Source organism: Pseudomonas sp. PS02303 (assembly GCF_029959925.1).
In the GTDB taxonomy this organism is placed as follows: domain Bacteria; phylum Pseudomonadota; class Gammaproteobacteria; order Pseudomonadales; family Pseudomonadaceae; genus Aquipseudomonas; species Aquipseudomonas mandelii.
Genome location: NZ_JASCOM010000013.1, coordinates 48,740 through 68,615, shown reverse-complemented (window position 1 = coordinate 68,615; position 19,876 = coordinate 48,740). Strand labels below are relative to the sequence as shown.

The 19,876-nt window shown below is 59.5% G+C and carries 19 protein-coding genes and 2 pseudogenes; 13 read left to right on the top strand and 8 right to left on the bottom strand.

Annotated elements, in window-relative coordinates:
• Positions 1-102 precede the first annotated feature (102 nt).
• Positions 103-432 (bottom strand): hypothetical protein, encoded by a 330-nt coding sequence (locus tag QMX98_RS05960; protein WP_042932860.1) that lies wholly within the window; start codon positions 430-432, stop codon positions 103-105.
• A 114-nt stretch (positions 433-546) separates the two neighbouring features.
• On the opposite strand from QMX98_RS05960, the pseudogene QMX98_RS05955 reads away from it, so the two are divergent.
• Positions 547-738 (top strand): annotated as a pseudogene (locus tag QMX98_RS05955) (NAD(P)/FAD-dependent oxidoreductase); the annotation flags it as partial.
• Positions 739-866: 128 nt separating this feature from the next.
• Entirely contained in the window at positions 867-2,327 is a 1,461-nt protein-coding gene (locus QMX98_RS05950; protein WP_282410438.1) for a M15 family metallopeptidase, read from the top strand.
• A 74-nt stretch (positions 2,328-2,401) separates the two neighbouring features.
• On the opposite strand, the gene QMX98_RS05945 is transcribed toward QMX98_RS05950, so the two are convergent.
• Together QMX98_RS05945 and QMX98_RS05940 are read right to left on the bottom strand one after the other, a co-directional pair.
• A complete protein-coding gene (locus tag QMX98_RS05945; protein ID WP_282410437.1) occupies positions 2,402-2,860 on the bottom strand; it encodes a GNAT family N-acetyltransferase in 459 nt (152 codons plus the stop codon).
• 20 nt (positions 2,861-2,880) lie between these two features.
• The gene (locus QMX98_RS05940; RefSeq protein ID WP_010459028.1) at positions 2,881-3,534 is read right to left on the bottom strand and encodes a peroxiredoxin; all 654 of its coding nucleotides are present in this window, start codon (positions 3,532-3,534) and stop codon (positions 2,881-2,883) included.
• A gap of 367 nt (positions 3,535-3,901) precedes the next feature.
• Here QMX98_RS05940 and QMX98_RS05935 point away from each other — a divergent pair, with 367 nt between their 5' ends.
• A complete protein-coding gene (locus QMX98_RS05935) occupies positions 3,902-4,174 on the top strand; it encodes a DUF2790 domain-containing protein (protein WP_083377129.1) in 273 nt (90 codons plus the stop codon).
• A gap of 52 nt (positions 4,175-4,226) precedes the next feature.
• Here QMX98_RS05935 and QMX98_RS05930 read toward each other — a convergent pair whose 3' ends face one another.
• The 5 genes from QMX98_RS05930 to QMX98_RS05910 all read right to left on the bottom strand — a co-directional run bounded on the left by QMX98_RS05930 (position 4,227) and on the right by QMX98_RS05910 (position 10,316).
• Complete coding sequence (locus tag QMX98_RS05930) at positions 4,227-5,165, bottom strand: LysR family transcriptional regulator (protein ID WP_010459023.1); 939 nt, start codon at positions 5,163-5,165, stop codon at positions 4,227-4,229.
• Between the two features lie 62 nt (positions 5,166-5,227).
• Positions 5,228-6,175, bottom strand: a complete 948-nt coding sequence (locus tag QMX98_RS05925) for an aldo/keto reductase (RefSeq protein ID WP_221109087.1) — start codon at positions 6,173-6,175, stop codon at positions 5,228-5,230.
• Between the two features lie 22 nt (positions 6,176-6,197).
• Positions 6,198-7,688 carry an efflux transporter outer membrane subunit gene (locus tag QMX98_RS05920; RefSeq protein WP_221109085.1) on the bottom strand — a complete coding sequence of 497 codons (1,491 nt, stop codon included), beginning with the start codon at positions 7,686-7,688 and terminating at the stop codon, positions 6,198-6,200.
• A gap of 19 nt (positions 7,689-7,707) precedes the next feature.
• Positions 7,708-9,180, bottom strand: coding sequence for a DHA2 family efflux MFS transporter permease subunit (locus tag QMX98_RS05915; RefSeq protein ID WP_169857339.1), 1,473 nt, complete (start codon positions 9,178-9,180; stop codon positions 7,708-7,710).
• On the bottom strand, positions 9,180-10,316 hold the full coding sequence (locus QMX98_RS05910) for an HlyD family secretion protein (RefSeq protein WP_010459019.1): 1,137 nt from the start codon (positions 10,314-10,316) through the stop codon (positions 9,180-9,182). Before QMX98_RS05910 ends, QMX98_RS05915 begins: the two co-directional genes overlap by 1 nt.
• Before the next feature lie 252 nt (positions 10,317-10,568).
• Here QMX98_RS05910 and QMX98_RS05905 point away from each other — a divergent pair, with 252 nt between their 5' ends.
• The 10 genes and pseudogenes from QMX98_RS05905 (at position 10,569) to QMX98_RS05865 (ending at position 19,813) form a co-directional block, all read left to right on the top strand.
• Positions 10,569-11,195, top strand: coding sequence for a TetR/AcrR family transcriptional regulator (locus QMX98_RS05905; RefSeq protein WP_221109084.1), 627 nt, complete (start codon positions 10,569-10,571; stop codon positions 11,193-11,195).
• Positions 11,188-11,694: a G/U mismatch-specific DNA glycosylase gene (mug, locus tag QMX98_RS05900; protein WP_221109082.1), complete on the top strand. Its 507-nt coding sequence runs from the start codon at positions 11,188-11,190 to the stop codon at positions 11,692-11,694. Before QMX98_RS05905 ends, mug begins: the two co-directional genes overlap by 8 nt.
• A 193-nt stretch (positions 11,695-11,887) precedes the next feature.
• Positions 11,888-13,261, top strand: a complete 1,374-nt coding sequence (locus QMX98_RS05895) for a glutamine synthetase family protein (RefSeq protein WP_010459015.1) — start codon at positions 11,888-11,890, stop codon at positions 13,259-13,261.
• A gap of 10 nt (positions 13,262-13,271) precedes the next feature.
• Positions 13,272-14,663 (top strand): aldehyde dehydrogenase family protein, encoded by a 1,392-nt coding sequence (locus tag QMX98_RS05890; protein ID WP_282410436.1) that lies wholly within the window; start codon positions 13,272-13,274, stop codon positions 14,661-14,663.
• Between the two features lie 3 nt (positions 14,664-14,666).
• Positions 14,667-15,827: an iron-containing alcohol dehydrogenase gene (locus tag QMX98_RS05885; protein ID WP_282410435.1), complete on the top strand. Its 1,161-nt coding sequence runs from the start codon at positions 14,667-14,669 to the stop codon at positions 15,825-15,827.
• A gap of 478 nt (positions 15,828-16,305) precedes the next feature.
• On the top strand, positions 16,306-16,554 hold the full coding sequence (locus QMX98_RS05880) for a hypothetical protein (RefSeq protein WP_154911583.1): 249 nt from the start codon (positions 16,306-16,308) through the stop codon (positions 16,552-16,554).
• A 106-nt stretch (positions 16,555-16,660) separates the two neighbouring features.
• Positions 16,661-16,984, top strand: a pseudogene (locus QMX98_RS35060) (Orn/Lys/Arg decarboxylase N-terminal domain-containing protein); the annotation flags it as partial.
• Positions 16,953-17,258, top strand: a complete 306-nt coding sequence (locus QMX98_RS35055) for a hypothetical protein (protein ID WP_348967357.1) — start codon at positions 16,953-16,955, stop codon at positions 17,256-17,258. The pseudogene QMX98_RS35060 and the gene QMX98_RS35055, both read left to right, overlap by 32 nt.
• The gene (locus QMX98_RS05870) at positions 17,245-17,478 is read left to right on the top strand and encodes a hypothetical protein (protein WP_280639265.1); all 234 of its coding nucleotides are present in this window, start codon (positions 17,245-17,247) and stop codon (positions 17,476-17,478) included. Before QMX98_RS35055 ends, QMX98_RS05870 begins: the two co-directional genes overlap by 14 nt.
• Before the next feature lie 34 nt (positions 17,479-17,512).
• Positions 17,513-19,813 carry an Orn/Lys/Arg decarboxylase N-terminal domain-containing protein gene (locus QMX98_RS05865; RefSeq protein ID WP_282410433.1) on the top strand — a complete coding sequence of 767 codons (2,301 nt, stop codon included), beginning with the start codon at positions 17,513-17,515 and terminating at the stop codon, positions 19,811-19,813.
• The last annotated feature ends 63 nt before the right edge of the window (positions 19,814-19,876 follow it).

Here is a 19,876-nt window from a genome sequence, read left to right as displayed (position 1 = left end):
CGCGAATGCGGTGGATCAGCTGATATCAATGTTGATTGACACACCGCTTTCGCGAGCAGGCTCGCTCCCACAGGGAATTGCGGTGGGTCCTACACCTCAGTTTTACTTGCGCGCCAGTTTGTAGCGCACGCACTCTTCATAAAAATTCTGCCGGACATCCGCTGGCTTGAACCGCGACTTGCTGTCGTAAGTCTGTTCGGTGATGCCCATCGCCATCATGCGCATCCACGCCTTGCTGAATTTGTAGGCCTGTAGCTTCTGCCGGGCGGCATACAGGGAGACCCCGGCCAGCTTGAGTTCCTGGGCCCTCGCCGCCGTGCCCGCCCCCCAGCTGCACATATACCGGTCATTGGACGCCAGTTCCTTGGCTTGGGCAGAGGCTGCAACGCTGGCCAGGGCAAACGAGATCATCGTGACAAATACACTTCGCAATTGCATTCCGCCTAACCACCTGAAAATGAAGTGGATTTTGGCGACAACCGTGACGCTTCGGGGCCAGCAAAATGCCTCTTTTTCAGCTATTGCAGCTTGAGCGTCTACGACAGCATCGAGACCGGCACCGAAATGCCGGCGCGCCTGCGGGCCGTGCTCGGCGACGATCAGGATGTGCGCGTGATCATTGTCGACCCTGCGCCGCAGATCGGCGCGACGATGGGTGACGGCATTCGTCCCTCCATCATCGAAGCGTCCGAACACCTGGGCGTCGAATGGGTGGTCAACGCCAGTGTCGCGGCAGTGTGCGTTTACCATCGTAATGCCTGCACCCAGATATGAATCAGCCAGACACTGGCGGTCATGGTTTAAGATCGTTTGAAGCGTCCTCCGGACTTGATAACCACTTCATGCGCTTAAACCTGAAGGTTCGTATGCCCTCCTCGCTACCCTTGCCGGTTCAATGCCCCCGCCAGCCCGCCCGCACGTGGCTGCGGTCACTGCTGTTGCTGAGCGCCATCCTGCCAGGCATCGCCAATGCCGGGCCCAGACCCGACAACATGGTTTATCTGCGCACGATTGACCCCACCATCGAGCAAGATATCCGCTACGCCAGCGCCCACAACTTCACCGGACACCCGCTCGACGGATACGATGCCGCCGAGTGCCTGCTGTCGCTGGACACCGCCCAGGCCCTCTCCCGGGTGCAACAGGCACTTCAAAAGCAAGGCTACGGCTTGAAGGTGTTCGACTGCTATCGACCCAGCCGTGCGGTGGCCGATATGGGCCGTTTCGCGACTGAGCCTGGGAACCCGCGAAAAGCCGAGTTCTATCCGCGCGTCGACAAGCAGGACTTCTGGCGGCTGGGGTATGTGGCGCGGGTGTCGAATCACTCCAGAGGCTCAACCGTGGACCTGACGCTCATCGGCCCCAAGGCTCTGACCGCCGACACCTGGATACCCAAGGCCGCGCAAGTCGATTGCACCGCGCCTTATGCCCAGCGCTGGCGCGACGGCGCACTCGACATGGGCACCGGGTACGATTGCTTCGATGAGCGTGCGCACACCGCCAACCCGACGATCAATGCGACGGCGAAGGAAAACCGTCAGCGGCTCAGCAGCGCCATGGAGAAAGAGGGTTTCGCCGGTTACTCGAAAGAATGGTGGCACTTCACTTTCGGTGGAGACGGAGCGCCGAAGAGCGTGATGGATTTTCCCATCACACCGCTGAGTACCAACGAGGTACTGGACAGCAGTCACCAATTGATTGTGGTCACCACAAAAAACTGGGATGACATTCAGGGCATCGCCCAGCGCTATGAACGAGACGGGGCCAGCTTTCGAAAAGTCGGCGACGGCTTTGCGGTGGTGGTCGGCAAGAACGGGATGGCGTGGGGTAAAGGGTTGGGCAACGTTGAGCCTGGTGAAGGACCGGTCAAACGTGAAGGTGATGGGAAAGCACCTGCCGGGATCTTCAGACTCGGGACTGCGTTTGGTTATGACGCGACGGCCGCGACAAAGCTGCCTTATCTTGCGCTGACCTCGACCACAGAGTGTGTGGATGACAGAAAATCCGAACGTTACAACGAATTGGTCGACGGCGCGGCGATAGCCAAGGACTGGAACAGTTCCGAGCAGATGCGCGAAGAGGCTGGGTATCGCAAAGGGATCTTTATCGAGCACAACACGCCAGCGTCACCGGGTGCAGGTTCGTGCATCTTTTTCCATATCTGGCGGGGACCTGCTTCGCCTACGTTGGGGTGTACGGCAATGGATCAGGGGGATATTTCGCGGTTGTTCGAGTGGCTGAATCCCCGTGAGTCTCCGGTGTTGGTGCAGATGCCTGAGGGGGAATATGAGCAATTGCGCGAGCGATGGAAATTGCCTCGGCGTTGATGGAAGAGGTGAATCGAGTGCTGGATAACAGGTTCCGGCCGGCTAATCATGGAGACCTATAGCGGCTGACTTGGTCAGCCCTGCTTCAAATCAAGGCAGTAGGTGTAATACCCCGTGTCGCGCACGTAACCCAACGACTCATACAACCGCTGCGCGCCGAAATTATCCGTGGCCGTTTCCAGCACCATGCCCTTGGCGCCGGTCGACAGCGCAAAGGCTCGGGCAGCGTTCATCAGCAACCGGCCCACGCCCTGCCCCCTGGATTCGGGTTTGGTGAACAGGTCGCTGAGCAACCAGGTGCGGTGGGCGTCGATGGAGGAAAATGTCGGGTACAGTTGGACGAACCCCAGCGCATCACCGCAAAGGTCCGATGCGAAAAAGATCACGGACTCATCCCGGTCAATGCGTTCGGCAATGAACTCACGGGATTGCGGCAGGTTCGAGGGCTGGCCGTAGAAGCCTCGATAAGCGTCGAAGAGGGGGGCGATTTTGTCGATGTGCGTTGCCTCGACGCGCAAGACTTGGACGGCCATGCCTGGGGTCTCCCTAGGGGTTACTTGGGTTGCGCCACCGTGCGCAAATAAGGTTTCACCGTTTTGAAACCATCCGGGTATTTCTTCTTCGCGTCCTCGTCAGAGACGGAAGTCGGAATGATCACATCCTCACCCGGACGCCAGTTCACCGGCGTGGCAACGGTGTGCTTGGCGTTCAGTTGCAGTGCATCGAGCAGACGCAATACCTCATCAAAGTTGCGCCCGGCACTCATCGGGTAGATGAGCATCGCCTTGACCTTCTTGTCCGGCCCGATGATGAACACGGAACGCACCGTGGCGTTGTCCACGGCGGTGCGTGCGCCGCCGCTGGCATTCGGATGGATCATGTCGTAGAGCTTGGCCACCACCAGATTTTCGTCGCCGATCATGGGGTAGTTGACCGCATGCCCCTGGGTTTCTTCGATGTCCTTGGCCCAGCTCGCATGATTGCTGACGGGGTCGACGCTGAGCCCGACGATCTTGGTGTTGCGTTTATCGAACTCTGGCTTGAGCCCTGCCATGTAACCGAGCTCAGTGGTGCACACCGGGGTGAAGTCCTTGGGATGCGAGAACAGGATCGCCCACTTGTCGCCAATCCACTCATGGAAATGCAGCGTGCCCTCGGTGCTTTCGACGGTAAAGTCCGGTGCTTCGTCGCCAATGCGGATGGTCATATCGTTCTCCTGACTGTGAGCTTGTAGGGAGGCCGTCGCAACGCCAGTCGCTGTTCCAACGGCATTCGGGATCTGTGTTGAACCGATCAACGCGCATCAGTATAGGAGACGCTTCAAGACCTGCCGGTAACCGGGACATTCACTTTGTAAGTCGTTGATTCAGGCCTCTGTACGCTGGCAGGCAACACCGCCAGCGCGACGTGCCAGCATGCGTCGCAGGCTTTTCGACGCCGGCCATTCATGCGTAATCCAGCAACAGTGTTTGTCCAGCGGGCCGCTGTTTGAGGGAGGGGTAACGCCCTAGCATCGTCTGTACCCGGTAAGCCAATGGCGACACCGGAGCAACCCAGACGAGACGGTGAATAAAATGAAAATCCTGAAAGTGGCGCTTTTCCTGGCGCTGGGCGGTATCGCCGCACAGTCCTTTGCAAACGACAGCCAGTCAACGGCCGAAGCCGGTAAGACGCCGGTTGAACGCTACACCTACAGCACCCAACTGGACATCAAGAAAGTCATTGCCGTGACCGACATTGCGAACGAGTGCGGCCCCGTCCCGGCGCAAATGACCTATGAAGACTCGAACGGTCAACGCCATGTCCTTCAGTACCAGGTGATGGGCACCGGATGTTCAAATGGTTGAACGCTGCCAGGATGATGGAGGGTCGACACTCCATACCTGCAGCCTGTGTGAATCAACTTTTTTTCGCTGAGCCGACGATGTTTTCATCCGCAGCCAACACGACCGGAATGGAGTGTTTGAGAAACGCTACCCAGGTCTTTATTTTTGCATCGACGAACTTTCGTGACGGATAGATCGCATACAGATTCAGCGCTTCAAGGTGATGGCCGGGCAATACACGCACCAACGTGCCGGCCCGCAAGCCATTGACCGCCGATGCAATGGGCTGGATACCAATCCCCATCCCATTGGTGATTGCGACGGTCATGCCATCGGCGGTGTTGATATGAAATGGTGATAACGCCACGTTGACGGTTTCCACGCCTTCGGGCCCGTCCAATACCCAGTTTTCAACCGGCATGACGGTGTTCACGATTTTCAGACAGTCATGTGCAGCGAGCGCGGCCGGGGAATCCGGATGTCCGCGTTTTTTCAAGTACGCCGGCGACGCGCAGAGAATGCTGTACGTGACGCCGAGCCGCTGCGCCACGAAGCCTGAATCGGGCAAGTCCCGGGCCAGCACGATCGACATGTCGTAGCCCTCCTCCAGCAAATCCGGCAGTCGATTAGTCAGGGTCAAATCAAACATGACCGTAGGGTGCAGCTCTCTGTATCTGGCAATGGCGTCGATCACGTAATGATTGCCAACGGCGGACATCGCATGGATTTTCAGCCGCCCCACAGGCTGGGTGTTCGCGGTGACTGCTTCCTCGTCGGCCTCCCGCACCTCGTCAAGAATCCTCTCGCAGCGTTCCAGGTAACGCAGGCCGGCTTCGGTCAGCGCCAGACGGCGGGTCGTGCGGTTGATCAGTCGGGTTTGCAGCCTGGCTTCCAGACTGGAGATCGCTTTGGAGACGTTGGTGGTGTTGGTGTCCAATACCTGCGCCGCCGCCGTAAAGCTGCCGCTCTGGGCCACCGCCACGAAAAACCGCAGGGTCTGGAACACGTCCATCGTTTTCACCTCTGGGGATGGAAAAAAGAGGCGGCCTTGCAAGGCTGCCTCTTCATCATGGGTTACTTCTTGCGCGGAATAAATCCTGGGACGCCGGTTTCGACCACAGAGTTGAATCGAATCCGGGTCGTGATGTCCTCCTGAATTTCAACCATGGCCCGTTGCGGCAAGGTCGAAATATCGAAGTTTTCCCGGATGTGACTCGGTGTCGCCGACGTGGTCAGGAACGCCACGCCCCGCTGCACCGACCAGGCCAGCGCCACTTGCGCCGGGGTTTTCTGCACACGTTGGGCGATCTGGGTAATCACCGGTTCTTCCAATACATTGGGCTCCATGCCGTGGCCCAGCGGCGCAAACGCCAGGACGATAATCCCGTGTTGCTTGCAAAACGCCAACAGCTCCCATTCCGGCAGATAGGGGTGGGATTCAACCTGCACGACAGCGGGTTTGATCCGCGCCACGGCGACAATTTCCTGGAGCTTTTCAAGCGTAATATCCGACAAGCCGATGGCCTTGCAGCGGCCTTCATCGACAAGACTTTCCAGGGCGCGCCAGGTCTCGATCAGCGTAACGCCATCGTCGTAGATGACCTGCCCCTGTGCATCCCTCGGGTCCTGGTTGTCGCCGGGTTGAAAGGCAAAAGGCGTGTGAATCAGGTAGCAGTCAATGTAGTCCACCTGAAGCCGACGGCAACTGGCCTCGAATGCCGGTTTGACGCGCTCGGGACGGTGGTTGGTGTTCCACAGTTTGGTGGTGACGAACAGGTTTTCTCGGCGGATCTTTCCGGCGTCCAGCACTTGCTTGAACGCAATGCCGACCTGCTCTTCATTTCGATAACGCTCGGCGCAATCGAAATGACGAAAGCCGGCTTCCAGCGCGTCCTTGACCGCTTGAGTGGTGACGCTGAGATCGCGAAACAGGGTGCCGAACCCCACCGCCGGCATCTTGCCGGAACCGTGATTGAGCAGGAATTTTGTGTCGCGAAGTCCATCGTAAAATGATTCGTACATCTCTTTTCTCCAAAGTCCCGGGCTATTGATACGAAGGTTTCGGTGCGTCGCGGCTGGCAACGCGTTGCTCAAACGCACCCACGGAATTCCCGCCCAGCGCGATATACAACTGCACCGTGTCGAGGTATTGCGCGGTCTTCACCCTGATTTGCCCCAGCAATGCCTGCTCATACGCACGTTCGGCTTCCAGCACCTGGAGGATGCTGTTCTCGCCTTGCGCATAGGCTTGCTGGTTCAAGCGAAAACTGGTTTCGGCGGCGCGTAACGCGTCCTCCTGCGCCAGGTTCTGCTCGGCGTCATGGTTGATGGCTTGCAGCGCGTCCGCGACCTGACCAAACGACTGAATGACGGTCTGCTGGTAGCCGGCGAGCGTCGCCTTGTAGCCGTCGACCGCCGCCTGGCGTTCCGCCTTGAGCGTTCCGCCATCGAAGATCGGGCCGGCAATTCCCGCCGCGAAGCCCCAGAGCGCCGCGCCGCCATTGCCTGACGCGGCCTGTACCAGCGACGCCGACAGCGTGACGTGCGGATAAAGATTGGCGGTCGCGACGCCTACCGCCGCGCTGGCCATGTGCAGCTCGGCCTCGGCTTGCAATACGTCCGGCCTGCCGTGAGCCATTTCCGAGGGCACGTTGACGGGGACGTTTGTCGGTAACACGAACTCGGCAAAATCGAAGTCCGGGGCAATCCAGTCGCCCGGGCCTTTACCCGTGAGAATCGACAGCGCGTGACGTGCCGCATCCCGCTGTTGAGCAAGCGGCGGCAACAACGTGCGGTCTTGGGCGAGTCGGGTCTCGGCCAGTGAAACGTCGATCTGCGTGGTGGCGCCATTGAGGTGTGCCTTGCGCACCAGGTCGAGGTTTTTGGCGTCATTGGCCAGCAGCTTCTCGACGGCAGCCATCTGCGCATTGGCCGACGCGACGAGCAACGCCTGGCTCGCGACATGGCCCGTCAGGGTCAAATAGGCGGCTTCGTAGCGATGCTTCTGCAGATCGGCAAACGCTTCCTGCTGTTCAACCAGGCGTTTGTTGCCGCCGAACACGTCAAGGTCAAAGCCGACCCGGGGACCGATCGCGTAGAAATTGGAGGTGGCAGGCTCCTTCGCGTTGTGCACCCGCTGACGGCCCGCCTGGGCGCCAAAATCGACTTGCGGATACAGCGCACCTTGAGCCGCAGCCACGGAAGACGACGCTTGCCGGAGGGTTGCGTCTGCGACCACCAGCTCAAGATTGCCGGCGATGGCGCGGCGTACCACGTTGTCGAGCTTTGGCGAACGGAACGCCGTCCACCAGTCGCCGTTGAGCTTTTTGCCGAGGTCGATGCGCTGTTCGCCAGGCGTGTCGCCGCCCTTGCCGAGACGCTGCTCGGCCTGTTGATCGTAATGCTGCGACAGACTCGGCGGCTGCATTTGATAGTCAGGGCCGACGGTGCAAGCGGTCAGGAATGCCAGCGCCGATGCCGCACCGAAGGTGGTCTTGAACAGTTGTCTGTTGATGAAGCGTGCAGAGGATTTCATTGGGCAAACTCCACGAAAACTAGTTGGTCGGAACGGGCTTGCGAAGAAAGACAACCAGTGGGCTCACCACCAGCATCGCCACCATCAAAATCTTGAATTGATCGACCACCGCGATAAACGCTGCCTGGTGGGTGACCATGTGGTTGAGCTCCGCCAGGGCTTGCAGGGACATCGGCCCGACGCGGTACGGCGTCAGGTTGCTCACCAGCGCCACGTGCATCGCTTGCGTGTTGTTGAAGAAATACAGCTGCACAATCGCCACGCCCAAAGTGCTGCCGTACACACGGGACAGATTGAACAGACCGGTGCCTTCGGGGCGTAACGTCGGGTCGAGCGTGCTGAACGCAACCTTGGTCAACGACGGCATCAAGATGCCGATGCCAATGCCCTGGATCGCACCGGCCACCGCCACCGGCGACCAGTCCATCAACGGCGAGTAACCGAGCATCAGCCAGTTGGCATAAATCACCACGGCAACGCCTGCAGCGACGAACAGCCGACGGTCGAAGCGCTCAGGCACACGGTTCATCAGCAGGAACGCGCCGACCAGCCCGATGCCACGCGGAATGGTCAGGGAACCGGTGGTGTCCGGCGGGTAGCCGAGAATCTCGTCGAGCATTGGCGAGGTCAGCGCCATGGTCGACAGCAGCACGAAACCGACGGCGAAAAAGATGATCGTCGACAGCACGAAGTTGCGGTCGCTGAACAAGCGCTTGTTGAGGAAATGCACCTTCGCGGTCAACACATGCACGGCGAACAGGTACAGCCCCAGCGCAAAGCCGATCGCCTCCAGCCAGATCTCGGTCGAAGCAAACCAGTCCAGGCGTTCACCGCGATCGAGCAGCATTTGCAGGCTGATCAACCCCAGCGTGAAGCTGCCGAAGCCGAAGAAATCGAACGTCGGGCGCTTCTCGGCTTTCTTCTCGTTCAGCAACAGCGCCATCACCAGGAAGATGAATGCCGACAATGGAAGGCTGATGTAGAAGATCGGGCGCCAGTCGAAATGCTCGCCGATCCAGCCGCCGAGGCTCGGGCCGCTGACGATGCCGAACAGCACGATGGCGGTCCAGGTCGCGCCAAATTTTGCGCGCTTCTCCAGGGGCAATGTCTCCAGCGAAATCGCCATCGACAACGGTGCCAGCACGCCACTCGCCAGGCCTTGGATAATGCGCGCGCCGATGAATTCCAGTGGCGTGGTTGCCTGGGTGGAGAGCAGCAAGCCAAGGACGAAAAAGGCCAGCGCGGTTTGATAAACCAGTTTCAGGCCGAATCGCCCGGCGAGCCATTGCGCAACCGGCATGGTGATGGCGCTCGCCGCCAGGTACGAGGTGAAAATCCACCCGGCCTGGTCGTCGGTCATCGACAGGCTGCCCTGAATCAACCTGAGTACGGCATTCGGAAGCGGCAGGTTCGCCGACTGCATGTAAGTCGCGAGCAGCGCGGCGAACCTTATCGTTCCCGCACCTTGGGGTCCGGCAAGGTTGGCGTTCATCAGAAGTTACCTGCGGTCAACAGCGCCTTGAGCGGATGCCACCAGGGCGTGCGGTAGCCGGTATCGACCTTGACCGTGGCACTGGTGCCCGAGAACAGCGGCAACGCAGGATCGACCTCATCGAGCTCGAGCCGCACCGGTACGCGCTGCACAACCTTGACCCAGTTGCCGGTGGCATTTTCCGGCGGCAGCAGGGCGAAGTCCGATCCGGCACCCGGGCTCATGCTGGTCACGTGAGCTTTGAAAACGTGATCCGGATAGGTATCGATACTGACGGTCGCGGTCTGGCCGGGACGCATGTGGGTGACGTCGGTTTCACGGAAGTTGGCCTCGACCCAGATCTCGCGATCGGACAGCAGGGCAAAGGCTGGCGCGCCGTTGTTGACGAAGTTGCCAACCTGCAAATCGTCGACCTTGGCCACGATGCCGTCGTCCGGCGCATACACCGTCGCGTACGACAGGTAGAGCTGCGCTTCGTCGAGCTGAGCCTTGGCTTCGCGCACCGTCGGGTGGGTATCGGCGTCGATGTTTGGGTTGCCGTTCAGGGCAACCACAGTGCTGGCGATCTGTTGTTCAACCGACGCGATCCGTTGCCGGGCCACTTTGAGATCAGTGTCGGCGCGCTCGTAAATGGCGCGGGAGACGAATTCGGTCGCAACCAGCGCCTTCTTGCGGGCGAATTCCCGCTGGTCGAAATCGGCCGACTCTTTGGCCGATTGCAGCTCCGCCTGCTGCTGGCGATAACTGGCCTTGAGTCCATCGATACGCAGGCGCGCCACGCTCAACTGCGCTTCTGCACGGTTGACGGCGATCTGCAACGGTTTTGGATCAATGCGAAACAGCACCTGGCCCTTGTGAACCTGCTGATTGTCCTCGACGGCGATCTCGACCACTTGCCCGGAAACCCGCGCATTGATCGAGGCCTTCGCCACTCGGGCGTAGGCGTTATCGGTCGACATAATGGCAGCGCCGGCCTGATAGCGAGCGAAGCCGACGGCGGCGAAAATCAGCGGCAGACCGACAATAAGGAACGGCCGCAGTTTCTGTTTGAACGGTTTCTTGACAGGCGTATCGCCAAGGTTCGGCGCGGGGTGCTCGAAGCTCTGCGAAGCCGGGATGTCGAACTGTTTAGTCATGATCGAATACACCTTTAACCGGGACATCGGGCCGGCAAAAGGTGCGGCGGCCCCGACGTCAATAGTTGCTGTGAGGAATCAAGCCCGAGCACGGTCTGGAGGATCGCTCCGCCGCACCTGTTTCGTCGCCGCAACACTCAGTTCGAGCTTCGCTTCAACAAACCGTAAACCAAGGAATTTCTGGTTCCTTAATTTTGTGCGATGGTGTAAGAATATCCCCACACAAACCCTCCATCAAGGTTTTTATACGACATGGCACAAAAAAAGATTACCGAAGCAAAAGGCCGCGGCCGTCCACGCGCTTACGACCCGCAGACAGCGCTGCAGCAAGCGCTTGGTGTGTTTTGGAGCACCGGTTATTCCGGCGCGTCGCTGGACAGCATCGCCACCGCAGCAGGCATGAATCGCCCAAGCCTCTATGCGGCATTCGGCGACAAACACGCGCTCTACATAAAAGCGCTTGAGCAATATTGGGAATTTGCAGCGGCGGCGATGCACGAAGCGCTGACGGACAGCAACCTGACCTTGCGCGATGCGTTGATGCGCTTCTACGAAGGGCAATTGTCGATTTACTTCTCCGGCGACGGCCAACCGCGCGGCTGCTTTGCGATCGGCACGGCGACCACCGAAGCGGTCGAGGATTCGGAAATACGCGAAGTGCTGTCGGACCGGCTGAGCAGGCTCGATGCCGATCTGGAAGCACGTCTGCGAACCGCCATCGACTCCGGCGAGCTAAAAAGCGATGTCGACGCCGCCGCCCTCGCCGTCCTCGCGTCCTCCCTGCTGCACAGCATTTCAATCCGCGCGCGGGCGGGCAAATCCCGAGAAGAACTGACGGAGCTGGCACGCAATGCGGTCGGTGTGATTTGCGGTGCGTGAAGGACTCGAAGACATTCTGGCTGAACATCTGTCGGTGATTTTCTGCGGCATCAACCCGGGCATGTTGGCCGCCGCTGAAGGTCACCACTTTGCCGGCAGAGGCAATCGTTTCTGGCGCACGCTCCATCTGGCAGGCTTCACGCCGGAGGAGGTGCGCCCGGAAAACGACCGAACGATCTTGAATTATCACTGCGGATTGACGGCCGTGGTGGATCGGCCCACGGCGCGGGCGGATCAGTTATCCCTGCACGAATTCACCGCCGCCGCCGCGAGTTTTGAACAGAAGATCGCTCGCTATGCGCCACGCTACGTCGCGTTTCTCGGCAAGTCGGCGTACAGCGCGCTATCCGGCCAGCGAACCATTGCCTGGGGGCTTCAGGCACACACCTTTGGTAATGCCCAGGTCTGGGTCCTGCCCAACCCGAGCGGGCGAAATCTCGCCTTCACCCTGGACCAACTGGTGGCCGCGTACCGCCAACTCTGGTCGGCAGTGAATTAGCCTGCACCGAGGGCATGCACGGCAATGCCCTCTCCCCTGCGTCGATCAACAAAACTTGCGTTCAGCAACCGTAAGCTAAGCTTAGAGCAGCTTATTGCACACGATGCTCGCGTCTGCAGGTTTGGGGTTGTTCTGGAGAGCGTCTGCAACAGCTATTTCAGACAGGCCCAACCTATTCACGCAGGACTACGTGATGACCGAGCCCCTCCTCAGTTTTGATCAACTCAAACGTGCTGCCGCCTCCGGCGAGATTGATACTGTTCTGGTTTGCATGGTCGACATGCAAGGCCGACTGGTCGGCAAGCGATTCCAGGTCGAGTTTTTCATCGACAGCGGCCACGAAGAAACCCACTGCTGCAATTACCTGCTGGCCGACGACATCGACATGGAACCCGTGCCGGGGTACGCCGCCGCCAGTTGGAGCAAAGGCTATGGCGACTTTGTCCTCAAGCCCGACATGTCCACTTTGCGACGGGTGCCCTGGCTGGAATGCACGGCGCTGGTGCTGTGTGATGTCCTTGATCACCACCATCGGCGGGACCTGCCGCACAGCCCGCGGGCGATTCTGAAAAAGCAGATCGAGCGACTGCGCGAACGCGGCTACACCGGCATGTTCGCCTCGGAACTGGAGTTCTATCTGTTCGACGAAAGCTACGAGGCCATCCACGAGCGCAACTACCACAAGCCAAAAACCGCCGGCCACTACATCGAGGATTACAACATCCTCCAGACCACTCGCGAGGAGCCGGTGCTGCGGGCGATTCGCAAGCATCTGCAGGCGTCCGGCATTCCCGTGGAAAACTCCAAGGGTGAATGGGGCCCGGGCCAGGAAGAGATCAACATTCGTTACGCCGATGCGCTGACGATGGCCGACCACCACGTCATCATCAAGCACGCCTGCAAAGAGATCGCGCAGCTGCAAGGCAAGGCGATCACGTTCATGGCCAAGTGGCGGTATGACGCCGCCGGGTCCAGCAGCCACATTCACAATTCGCTGTGGGACAAAAACGCCAAGAAGCCGCTGTTCTTCGACGCCAAGGCCGAATTTGGCATGTCGAAGTTGATGCGTGCCTGGGTGGCCGGGCAGCTCAAATACGCCAACGACATCACCTGCTTTCTCGCGCCGTACATCAACTCCTACAAGCGCTTTCAGGCCGGCACCTTTGCGCCGACCCGGGCGGTCTGGAGCCGCGACAATCGCACCGCAGGCTTTCGTCTGTGTGCAGAAAGCAGCAAATCCATCCGCATCGAATGCCGCATCGGCGGCGCCGACCTCAACCCTTATCTGGCCTTTGCCGCGTTGATCGCTGCGGGGCTGGCCGGTATCGACGAGAAGCTCAACCTCACGCCGCCCTTTGAAGGCGATGCCTACGTTGACGAACACTTGCCTGAAGTGTCGAAGACACTGCGCGAAGCCTGCGCCGCACTCCAGGGCTCCACCATGTTGCGCGAGGCATTCGGTGATGAAGTGATCGACCACTACGTGCACACCGCCGAGTGGGAGCAGAAAGAGTACGACCGGCGCATCACCGACTGGGAATTGCAGCGCGGTTTCGAGCGCTATTGAGACCGCCATCATGACTGCAACGATTCAACTCATTTCACCGGTCGATGGCCGGGTCTATGCCGAACGTCGCTGCGCCGATGCTGCGCAGATCGAGCAGGCGCTGGCGGCTGCCGCAGCGGCCCAGGCGCAATGGAAGCACCGACCGCTGAACGAGCGCGCCGATTTTTGCGGTGCCGCCGTGGACGCAATGCTGGCCATGAAGGACGAAATCGTCCCGGAACTGGCCTGGCAAATGGGCCGCCCCGTGCGCTTTGGCGCGGGCGAACTTCGCGGTTTCGAAGAGCGCGCCCGGCATATGATCGCCATTGCACCTGAAGCGTTGGCAGCCATTGAACCCACGCCTGTCGCCGGTTTCCGCCGCTGTATCAAGCGCGAGCCGATGGGTACGGTGCTGGTCGTCGCCCCTTGGAATTACCCCTATCTGACGGCAGTGAATACGATCATTCCGGCACTGATGGCCGGCAACAGCGTCATCCTCAAACACGCCTCACAAACGCTGCTGGTGGGCGAACGGTTCGCCGAAGCGTTTCGCCGCGCCAATCTGCCCGAAGGCCTGTTCCATAACCTGCTGCTCAATCATGACCAGACCGCCGCAATCATTGCCTCTGGCCGCGTGCAGCAGGTGAACTTCACCGGCTCGGTCGGCGGTGGCAGAACGATGGAAAGCGCAGCGTCAGGCCACTTCCTCGGCCTGGGCCTGGAACTCGGCGGCAAGGACCCGGCCTACGTCCGCGCAGACGCCAACCTCGACCACGCGGTGGAGAACCTGGTGGACGGCAGCTTCTTCAACTCAGGGCAAAGCTGCTGCGCCGTCGAGCGCATCTATGTCGATGAAAAAATCTACCCGGCGTTTGTCGAGCGATTCGTCGCGCTGACGAATCAATACGTACTGGGCAATCCATTGGACGAAGCCACCACACTCGGTCCGCTGGTCAATCCGGGCGCGGCTGAATTTGTGCGCGGGCAGATCGCCGATGCGCTGGCCAAGGGCGCAACAGCGCTGATCGATCCGAAGGCGTTTCCCTTCGACGCACCCGGCAGCGCCTACCTCGCGCCCCAGGTGCTGGTCGATGTCAGCCATCACATGTCGGTGATGCGCGAAGAAAGTTTTGGTCCAGTGGTCGGCATCATGCCGGTGACCAGCAATGACCAGGCCATTGCCTTGATGAACGACAGCGAGTTCGGGCTCAGCGCTTCCGTCTGGACTCAGGACCTCGCCGCCGCCGAACGCTTGGGCAACGCGATCGACACCGGCACCGTGTTCATGAACCGCTGCGATTACCTGGACCCGGCCCTGGCCTGGACCGGCGTCAAGAACAGCGGTCGCGGCGTGACGCTATCGCGCCTGGGCTACGAGCATCTGACCCGAGCAAAATCCTTCCATTTGCGCCATGAGATCTGAGCCATGAGCCTGACCGGAAACTGGAACTATCCCACGAGCATCCGCTTCGGTGTCGGTCGCATCGGCGAGCTGGCCGAGGTCTGTCGCAGCCAGGGTATCCAGCGACCGTTGCTGGTCACCGACAGCGGCCTGGGGCGCGCGCCGATCACCACGGCGGCGTTGGATTCCTTGCGTGCCGCCGGCCTCGGCGTCGCGCTGTTTTGCGACCTCAAGCCCAATCCTGTCGAAGCCAACCTCGCAGGCGGACTCGATGCCTGGCGCGCCGGCAAACACGATGGTGTGGTGGCTTTTGGCGGCGGCAGCGGCCTGGACATGGGCAAGCTCATCGCTTTCATGAGCGGCCAGACCCGGCCGGTCTGGGATTTCGAAGACATCGGCGACTACTGGACACGCGCCAACGAGAGTCAAATCGCTCCGGTTATCGCGGTGCCGACGACGGCGGGCACCGGTTCGGAAGTAGGCCGCGCAGCGGTGATTATCGATGAACGCACCCACACCAAACGCATCATCTTCCACCCGAAAATGATGCCGCGCGTGGTCATCAGCGACCCGGCCCTGACCGTCGGCATGCCGGCCAAAGTCACCGCCGGCACCGGCATGGACGCCTTGGCGCACTGCCTGGAAGCCTACTGCGCGCCTGGTTTTCACCCGCTGGCCGATGGCATCGCAGTGGAAGGCATCCGCTTGGTGGCCAACGCGCTGGTGCGGGCAGTCCACACCCCGTCCGATCTCGATGCGCGCGCGCAAATGCTCGCCGCCGCCGCGATGGGCGCCACCGCATTCCAGAAAGGCCTGGGCGGCATGCACGCCCTCTCGCATCCGGTCGGCGCGCTGTACGACACCCATCACGGCATGACCAACGCCACCTTCATGCCCTACGTACTGCAATTCAATCGCCCCGCCATCGAAGAACGCATCACGCGCCTGGCGGCTTATCTGCGTCTGCCCTCGCCCGGCTTCGACAGCTTTCTGGCCTTCATCCTCAAACTGCGCAAAGACATCGGCGTGCCGCACACGCTGGTCGAGTTGGGCGTGGATGATCGCCAGGCCGACTTGATCGCGGACATGGCGATTGTCGACCCGTCTGCCGGTGGCAACCCGTTGCCATTGACCCGGGCTGGCGCGGCAAGCATTTTCGACGCGGCCTGTCACGGCAGAACTTAGTGCCGTTGTCTGTGCAGACCCAAGGCATGGACGAAGCCCGGTGTCGGCGATCTGGACCGGCGCCACTCTCGCGGTGTTGTCGGCTTCGAAGCCCGCCGCGTCCAGGGACCGCCGACAGGCGACGTGATCATCTGGCGTCAGGCTGAATTTGCTGCGGCGGAAAAGGCGTTGAATCAGCGTGCGGGGCTGATCCGATCAGATCGCGACAGAGGCCAGTGTCTCGACCAATAAAACTGCCAGGGTTCAAGCAATGACGGTCATGAGACCGGCAATTAATTCCCGATGCACGGTATAAGGCAACAGAGGGCCAGACTGAATTTGTTGATTTTGATCAATCAAATGCTGATTGATTGAGTACACGATTCCCAACACGAAACGACGTATTCAAAACGTTTTCCACCTGCGGCGAATACTAAAAAGAAAGGACAACTCAGTACACATCAGGATGATTGTCCCCTGTATTTTCGGAGCCCGCTCAATGAAAATCCTTATTAAAAAAGATCCTCTGCAGAATCGTTGGTGGGTCCACATGGATGAGTGGGTCGCAGGTTTTCACAGCCTTCAAGGAGCTGAATCATTTGTTGAGCGATTGAACGCGCGCATTAATGCCCCGCACGCGCCACACATGATTGGAAGTTATTCTCAGTTATCACAAGAAGTCCCGAACAGCCAATCTTTAAACCGGCACGATGGGCCTCACTTGGAAAAGAAACTCTCTCACGCTTGATCCACAAGACACGTGTGGCATTGAAAGAAAAAATGACTACCTGACCAGGAGAGGTCCGTCCCCAATATTGCCAGTTATTTGAATTAAGGTTTTTGAAGTAACCGGCATGTTGGCTGCCCTCAAAAGCAAGGCTATGCGCCAGTTTGGAGGTAATGCCGTGAACGGTTTGAAGATCGCCGCCAGCCTACCGGTTCGTAACTGTTTCCGGACTTCCAGAGATATTGTCACCCTCGATCAGACCGATTATACCGACGTCGCTGTCGCGGTATTTTCCCGGGACGATGTGCTCGCCGGCGCGTTGGAAACCATTAAACATATCGGTTTCGATATTCCGATTTTCCTGGTCGCTTCACAGGGTGGTGGCAGCAATGCCTTAGGCATGTACAAGCAACTGCAAGATGTGTTGCTGCAGGTCAATGGCGTTTTCGACCTGTCGCGGAACAACGTCGAGTATTACGGCCACCACCTCGAAACCGCTGCGAAGTCTTATGAAGACACGCTTCTCCCACCGTTTTTCAATGCGCTTAAACAATACACCACAGCTGCCCAATGCCACGTTTGCCTGCACCGCTCATCAGGGAGGACAGTTCTTTCGCAAGCATCCGGCCGGCCGGCAGTTCTTCGACTTCTTTGGCGAAACGTTGTTTCGCGACGACTCAGATCGAGTACATCCGCGGCAATGTCGAGAGGGTGCCGTTGGCTGACGCTGATGGCCGCATCGCCGCCGAAGGCGCCTTGCCCTACCCACCGGGCGTTTTATGCGTGGTGCCCGGGGAAATCCGGCGCGGCGCGGTACTGAAGTATTTCCTGGCCCTGGAAGAAGGCATCAACCGATTGCCCGGCTTCACGCCGGAACTGCAAGGCGTCTATCTCAAACACGAGGGCGGTCGAACTCGCGCCTACGATTACGTGCTCAAGGCCTGATGCTAGACCCTCATCATTGCGCAAGGAGATTCACATGAGTCACTCGCAAACGAAGCTGCCCGCCAATCTGGCGCGACGCTACCCCGTGCTGATTGTGGCCAATGCTCTGGAGGCCGACGACAACATTCTGGTGCGCAGTGTGCAATCCATAGCCGCAGCGCTGCATGAACATGAGGTGGCCGTTGAATGGTTGCGGTCGCTCGATGAGGCCGAAATCGCCATCAAGGCCAACTCGACTTATTGTTGCGCGATTATTGGATGGGGCTTGTGTGAGCGGGCACCGGATCAGGGCCTGCAGCTTATCCAGCTGATGCGTCGGAGAACGGCCCAATTGCCGATTATGCTGGGCATGAGCCAGGCCCATCAGAGCCGAGTCCCGTTGGCTTTCATCGAGTGCATTGACGGGTTTATCTGGCAGCCCGAAGACAGTGCCGAGTTCATTGCCGGACGCATAGAAGCAGCCGCCCGCCGTTATCTGGATACCATTCTTCCGCCCTTTTTCGGCGCCTTGGTCAACTTTGCCGATACCTGTGAGTATTCCTGGCACACTCCGGGCCATACCGGCGGTACGGCGTTTATGAAGACCGCTGTCGGGCGTACCTTCCTCGACTTTTACGGCGAGCAAATGCTGCGCTCCGACCTCAGTGTTTCCGTCAGCGAAATGGGTTCGCTAAACGACCACTCAGGCCCCGTGGACGCCGCGGAAAAGTTCGCTGCGCGGGTATTCGGTGCCGACTTCACTTTTTTCTCCGTCGGCGGGAGTTCGGCCAGCAACGAAATCATCCTGCATTCGGCCGTAACCGACGGCGACGCCGTGTTGGTCGATCGCAACTGCCACAAGTCTTTGAACTATGCGTTGAACATGTCCGGGGCAGTGCCGTTGTATTTGCGTCCAAGGCGCAATGCGCGAGGCCTGATCGGACCGGTGCCGCTTTTGGAACTGAAGTCGGCTGCCGTTGCGCAGAAACTGGCAGACAGCCCGCTGGCGACCAATAAACAGGCACGCCCGGTGCTCGCGGTACTGACCAATTCAACCTACGATGGCCTTTGCTACAACGTACAGACCACCACTCGCGAGCTGAGCCAAAGCGTCGACCGTATCCACTATGACGAGGCCTGGTATGCCTACGCGCGCTTCAACCCGCTTTATGAAGGTCGCTACGGCATGCACCGTGGCGAACGCCACCCTGACGATGCCACTGTTACCGTCACTCACTCGACCCACAAGTTACTGGCAGCACTTTCACAGGCCTCAATGATCCATGTCCGCTCGGGCAAGGTCGAGGTCAAGCCGGCCCTGTTCAATGAAGCGTTCATGATGCACACCTCGACGTCACCGCAGTACAGCATCATTGCCTCAATCGATGTCTCTTCAAAGATGATGGATGACGCCGGCGGCTACCTGACTGATGAATCCATCGACGAAGCGATTGCCTTTCGCCAGGCAATGGCTCGTCTGAGCAATGAAATCCGTGAACGCGATAGTCAGGATTGGTGGTTTGGGGTCTGGCAACCTGATGAGGTCAACGGCGTTCCTTTCGCCGAACTTGATCCCCAGGTGTTGCATCACGGCGACGCCTGGGTTCTCAAGCCGGGGGCGAGCTGGCATGGCTTCGGCGACCTGGGCGCCGATTACTGCATGCTCGACCCGATCAAGGTCACCGTGCTGACGCCGGGCCAGACGCTCGAAGGCCAGATGGAAAGCAGCGGCATTCCTGCGCCGTTGGTGTCGTCCTTCCTCTCCAGTCGCGGCATCGTTGTCGAGAAGACCGAACCTTATTCCATTCTCGTGCTGTTCAGCCTGGGCGTGACCAAGGGCAAATGGGGTTCGCTGATCGCCGGTTTGATGGAGTTCAAGAAGCATTACGAGAACAACCGCGCGCTGGAGCAAGTGCTGCCTGGCCTGGTCAACAGTCATGCTGAGCGCTATGGCGCAATGGGCCTCAAGGACCTTGCCGAGGCCATGCATCAGGACATGATCAGCTCGCAGATGCTGCACAACATGGATGCGGCCTACACCTTGCTGCCGGACCCGGTCGCTTCGCCGCGGGCCACCTACGCGAAGCTGGTAAAAGGCGAAATCGAGCAAATCGCCGTGCGCGACATGCTCGATCGCACTGTGGCTGTTCAGATCGTGCCTTATCCACCGGGCATCCCATTGATGATGCCTGGAGAAAAGGCCGGTGCCGACAAGAAAGCCATCATCGATTACTTGCTGGCGATGGAATTGTTCGACGGCCATTTCCCGGGCTTCGAGCATGATAATCATGGTGTGGAGATTGAGCGTGATAGCCAGGGGCGCCCGACCTACAAGATTTACGTGGTCAAGCAGTAAGCATCAACCCCTATCCGGCCGCGAGCTGCACGTTGCCGGGCCCTGGTTCCAAAGATGGCATAA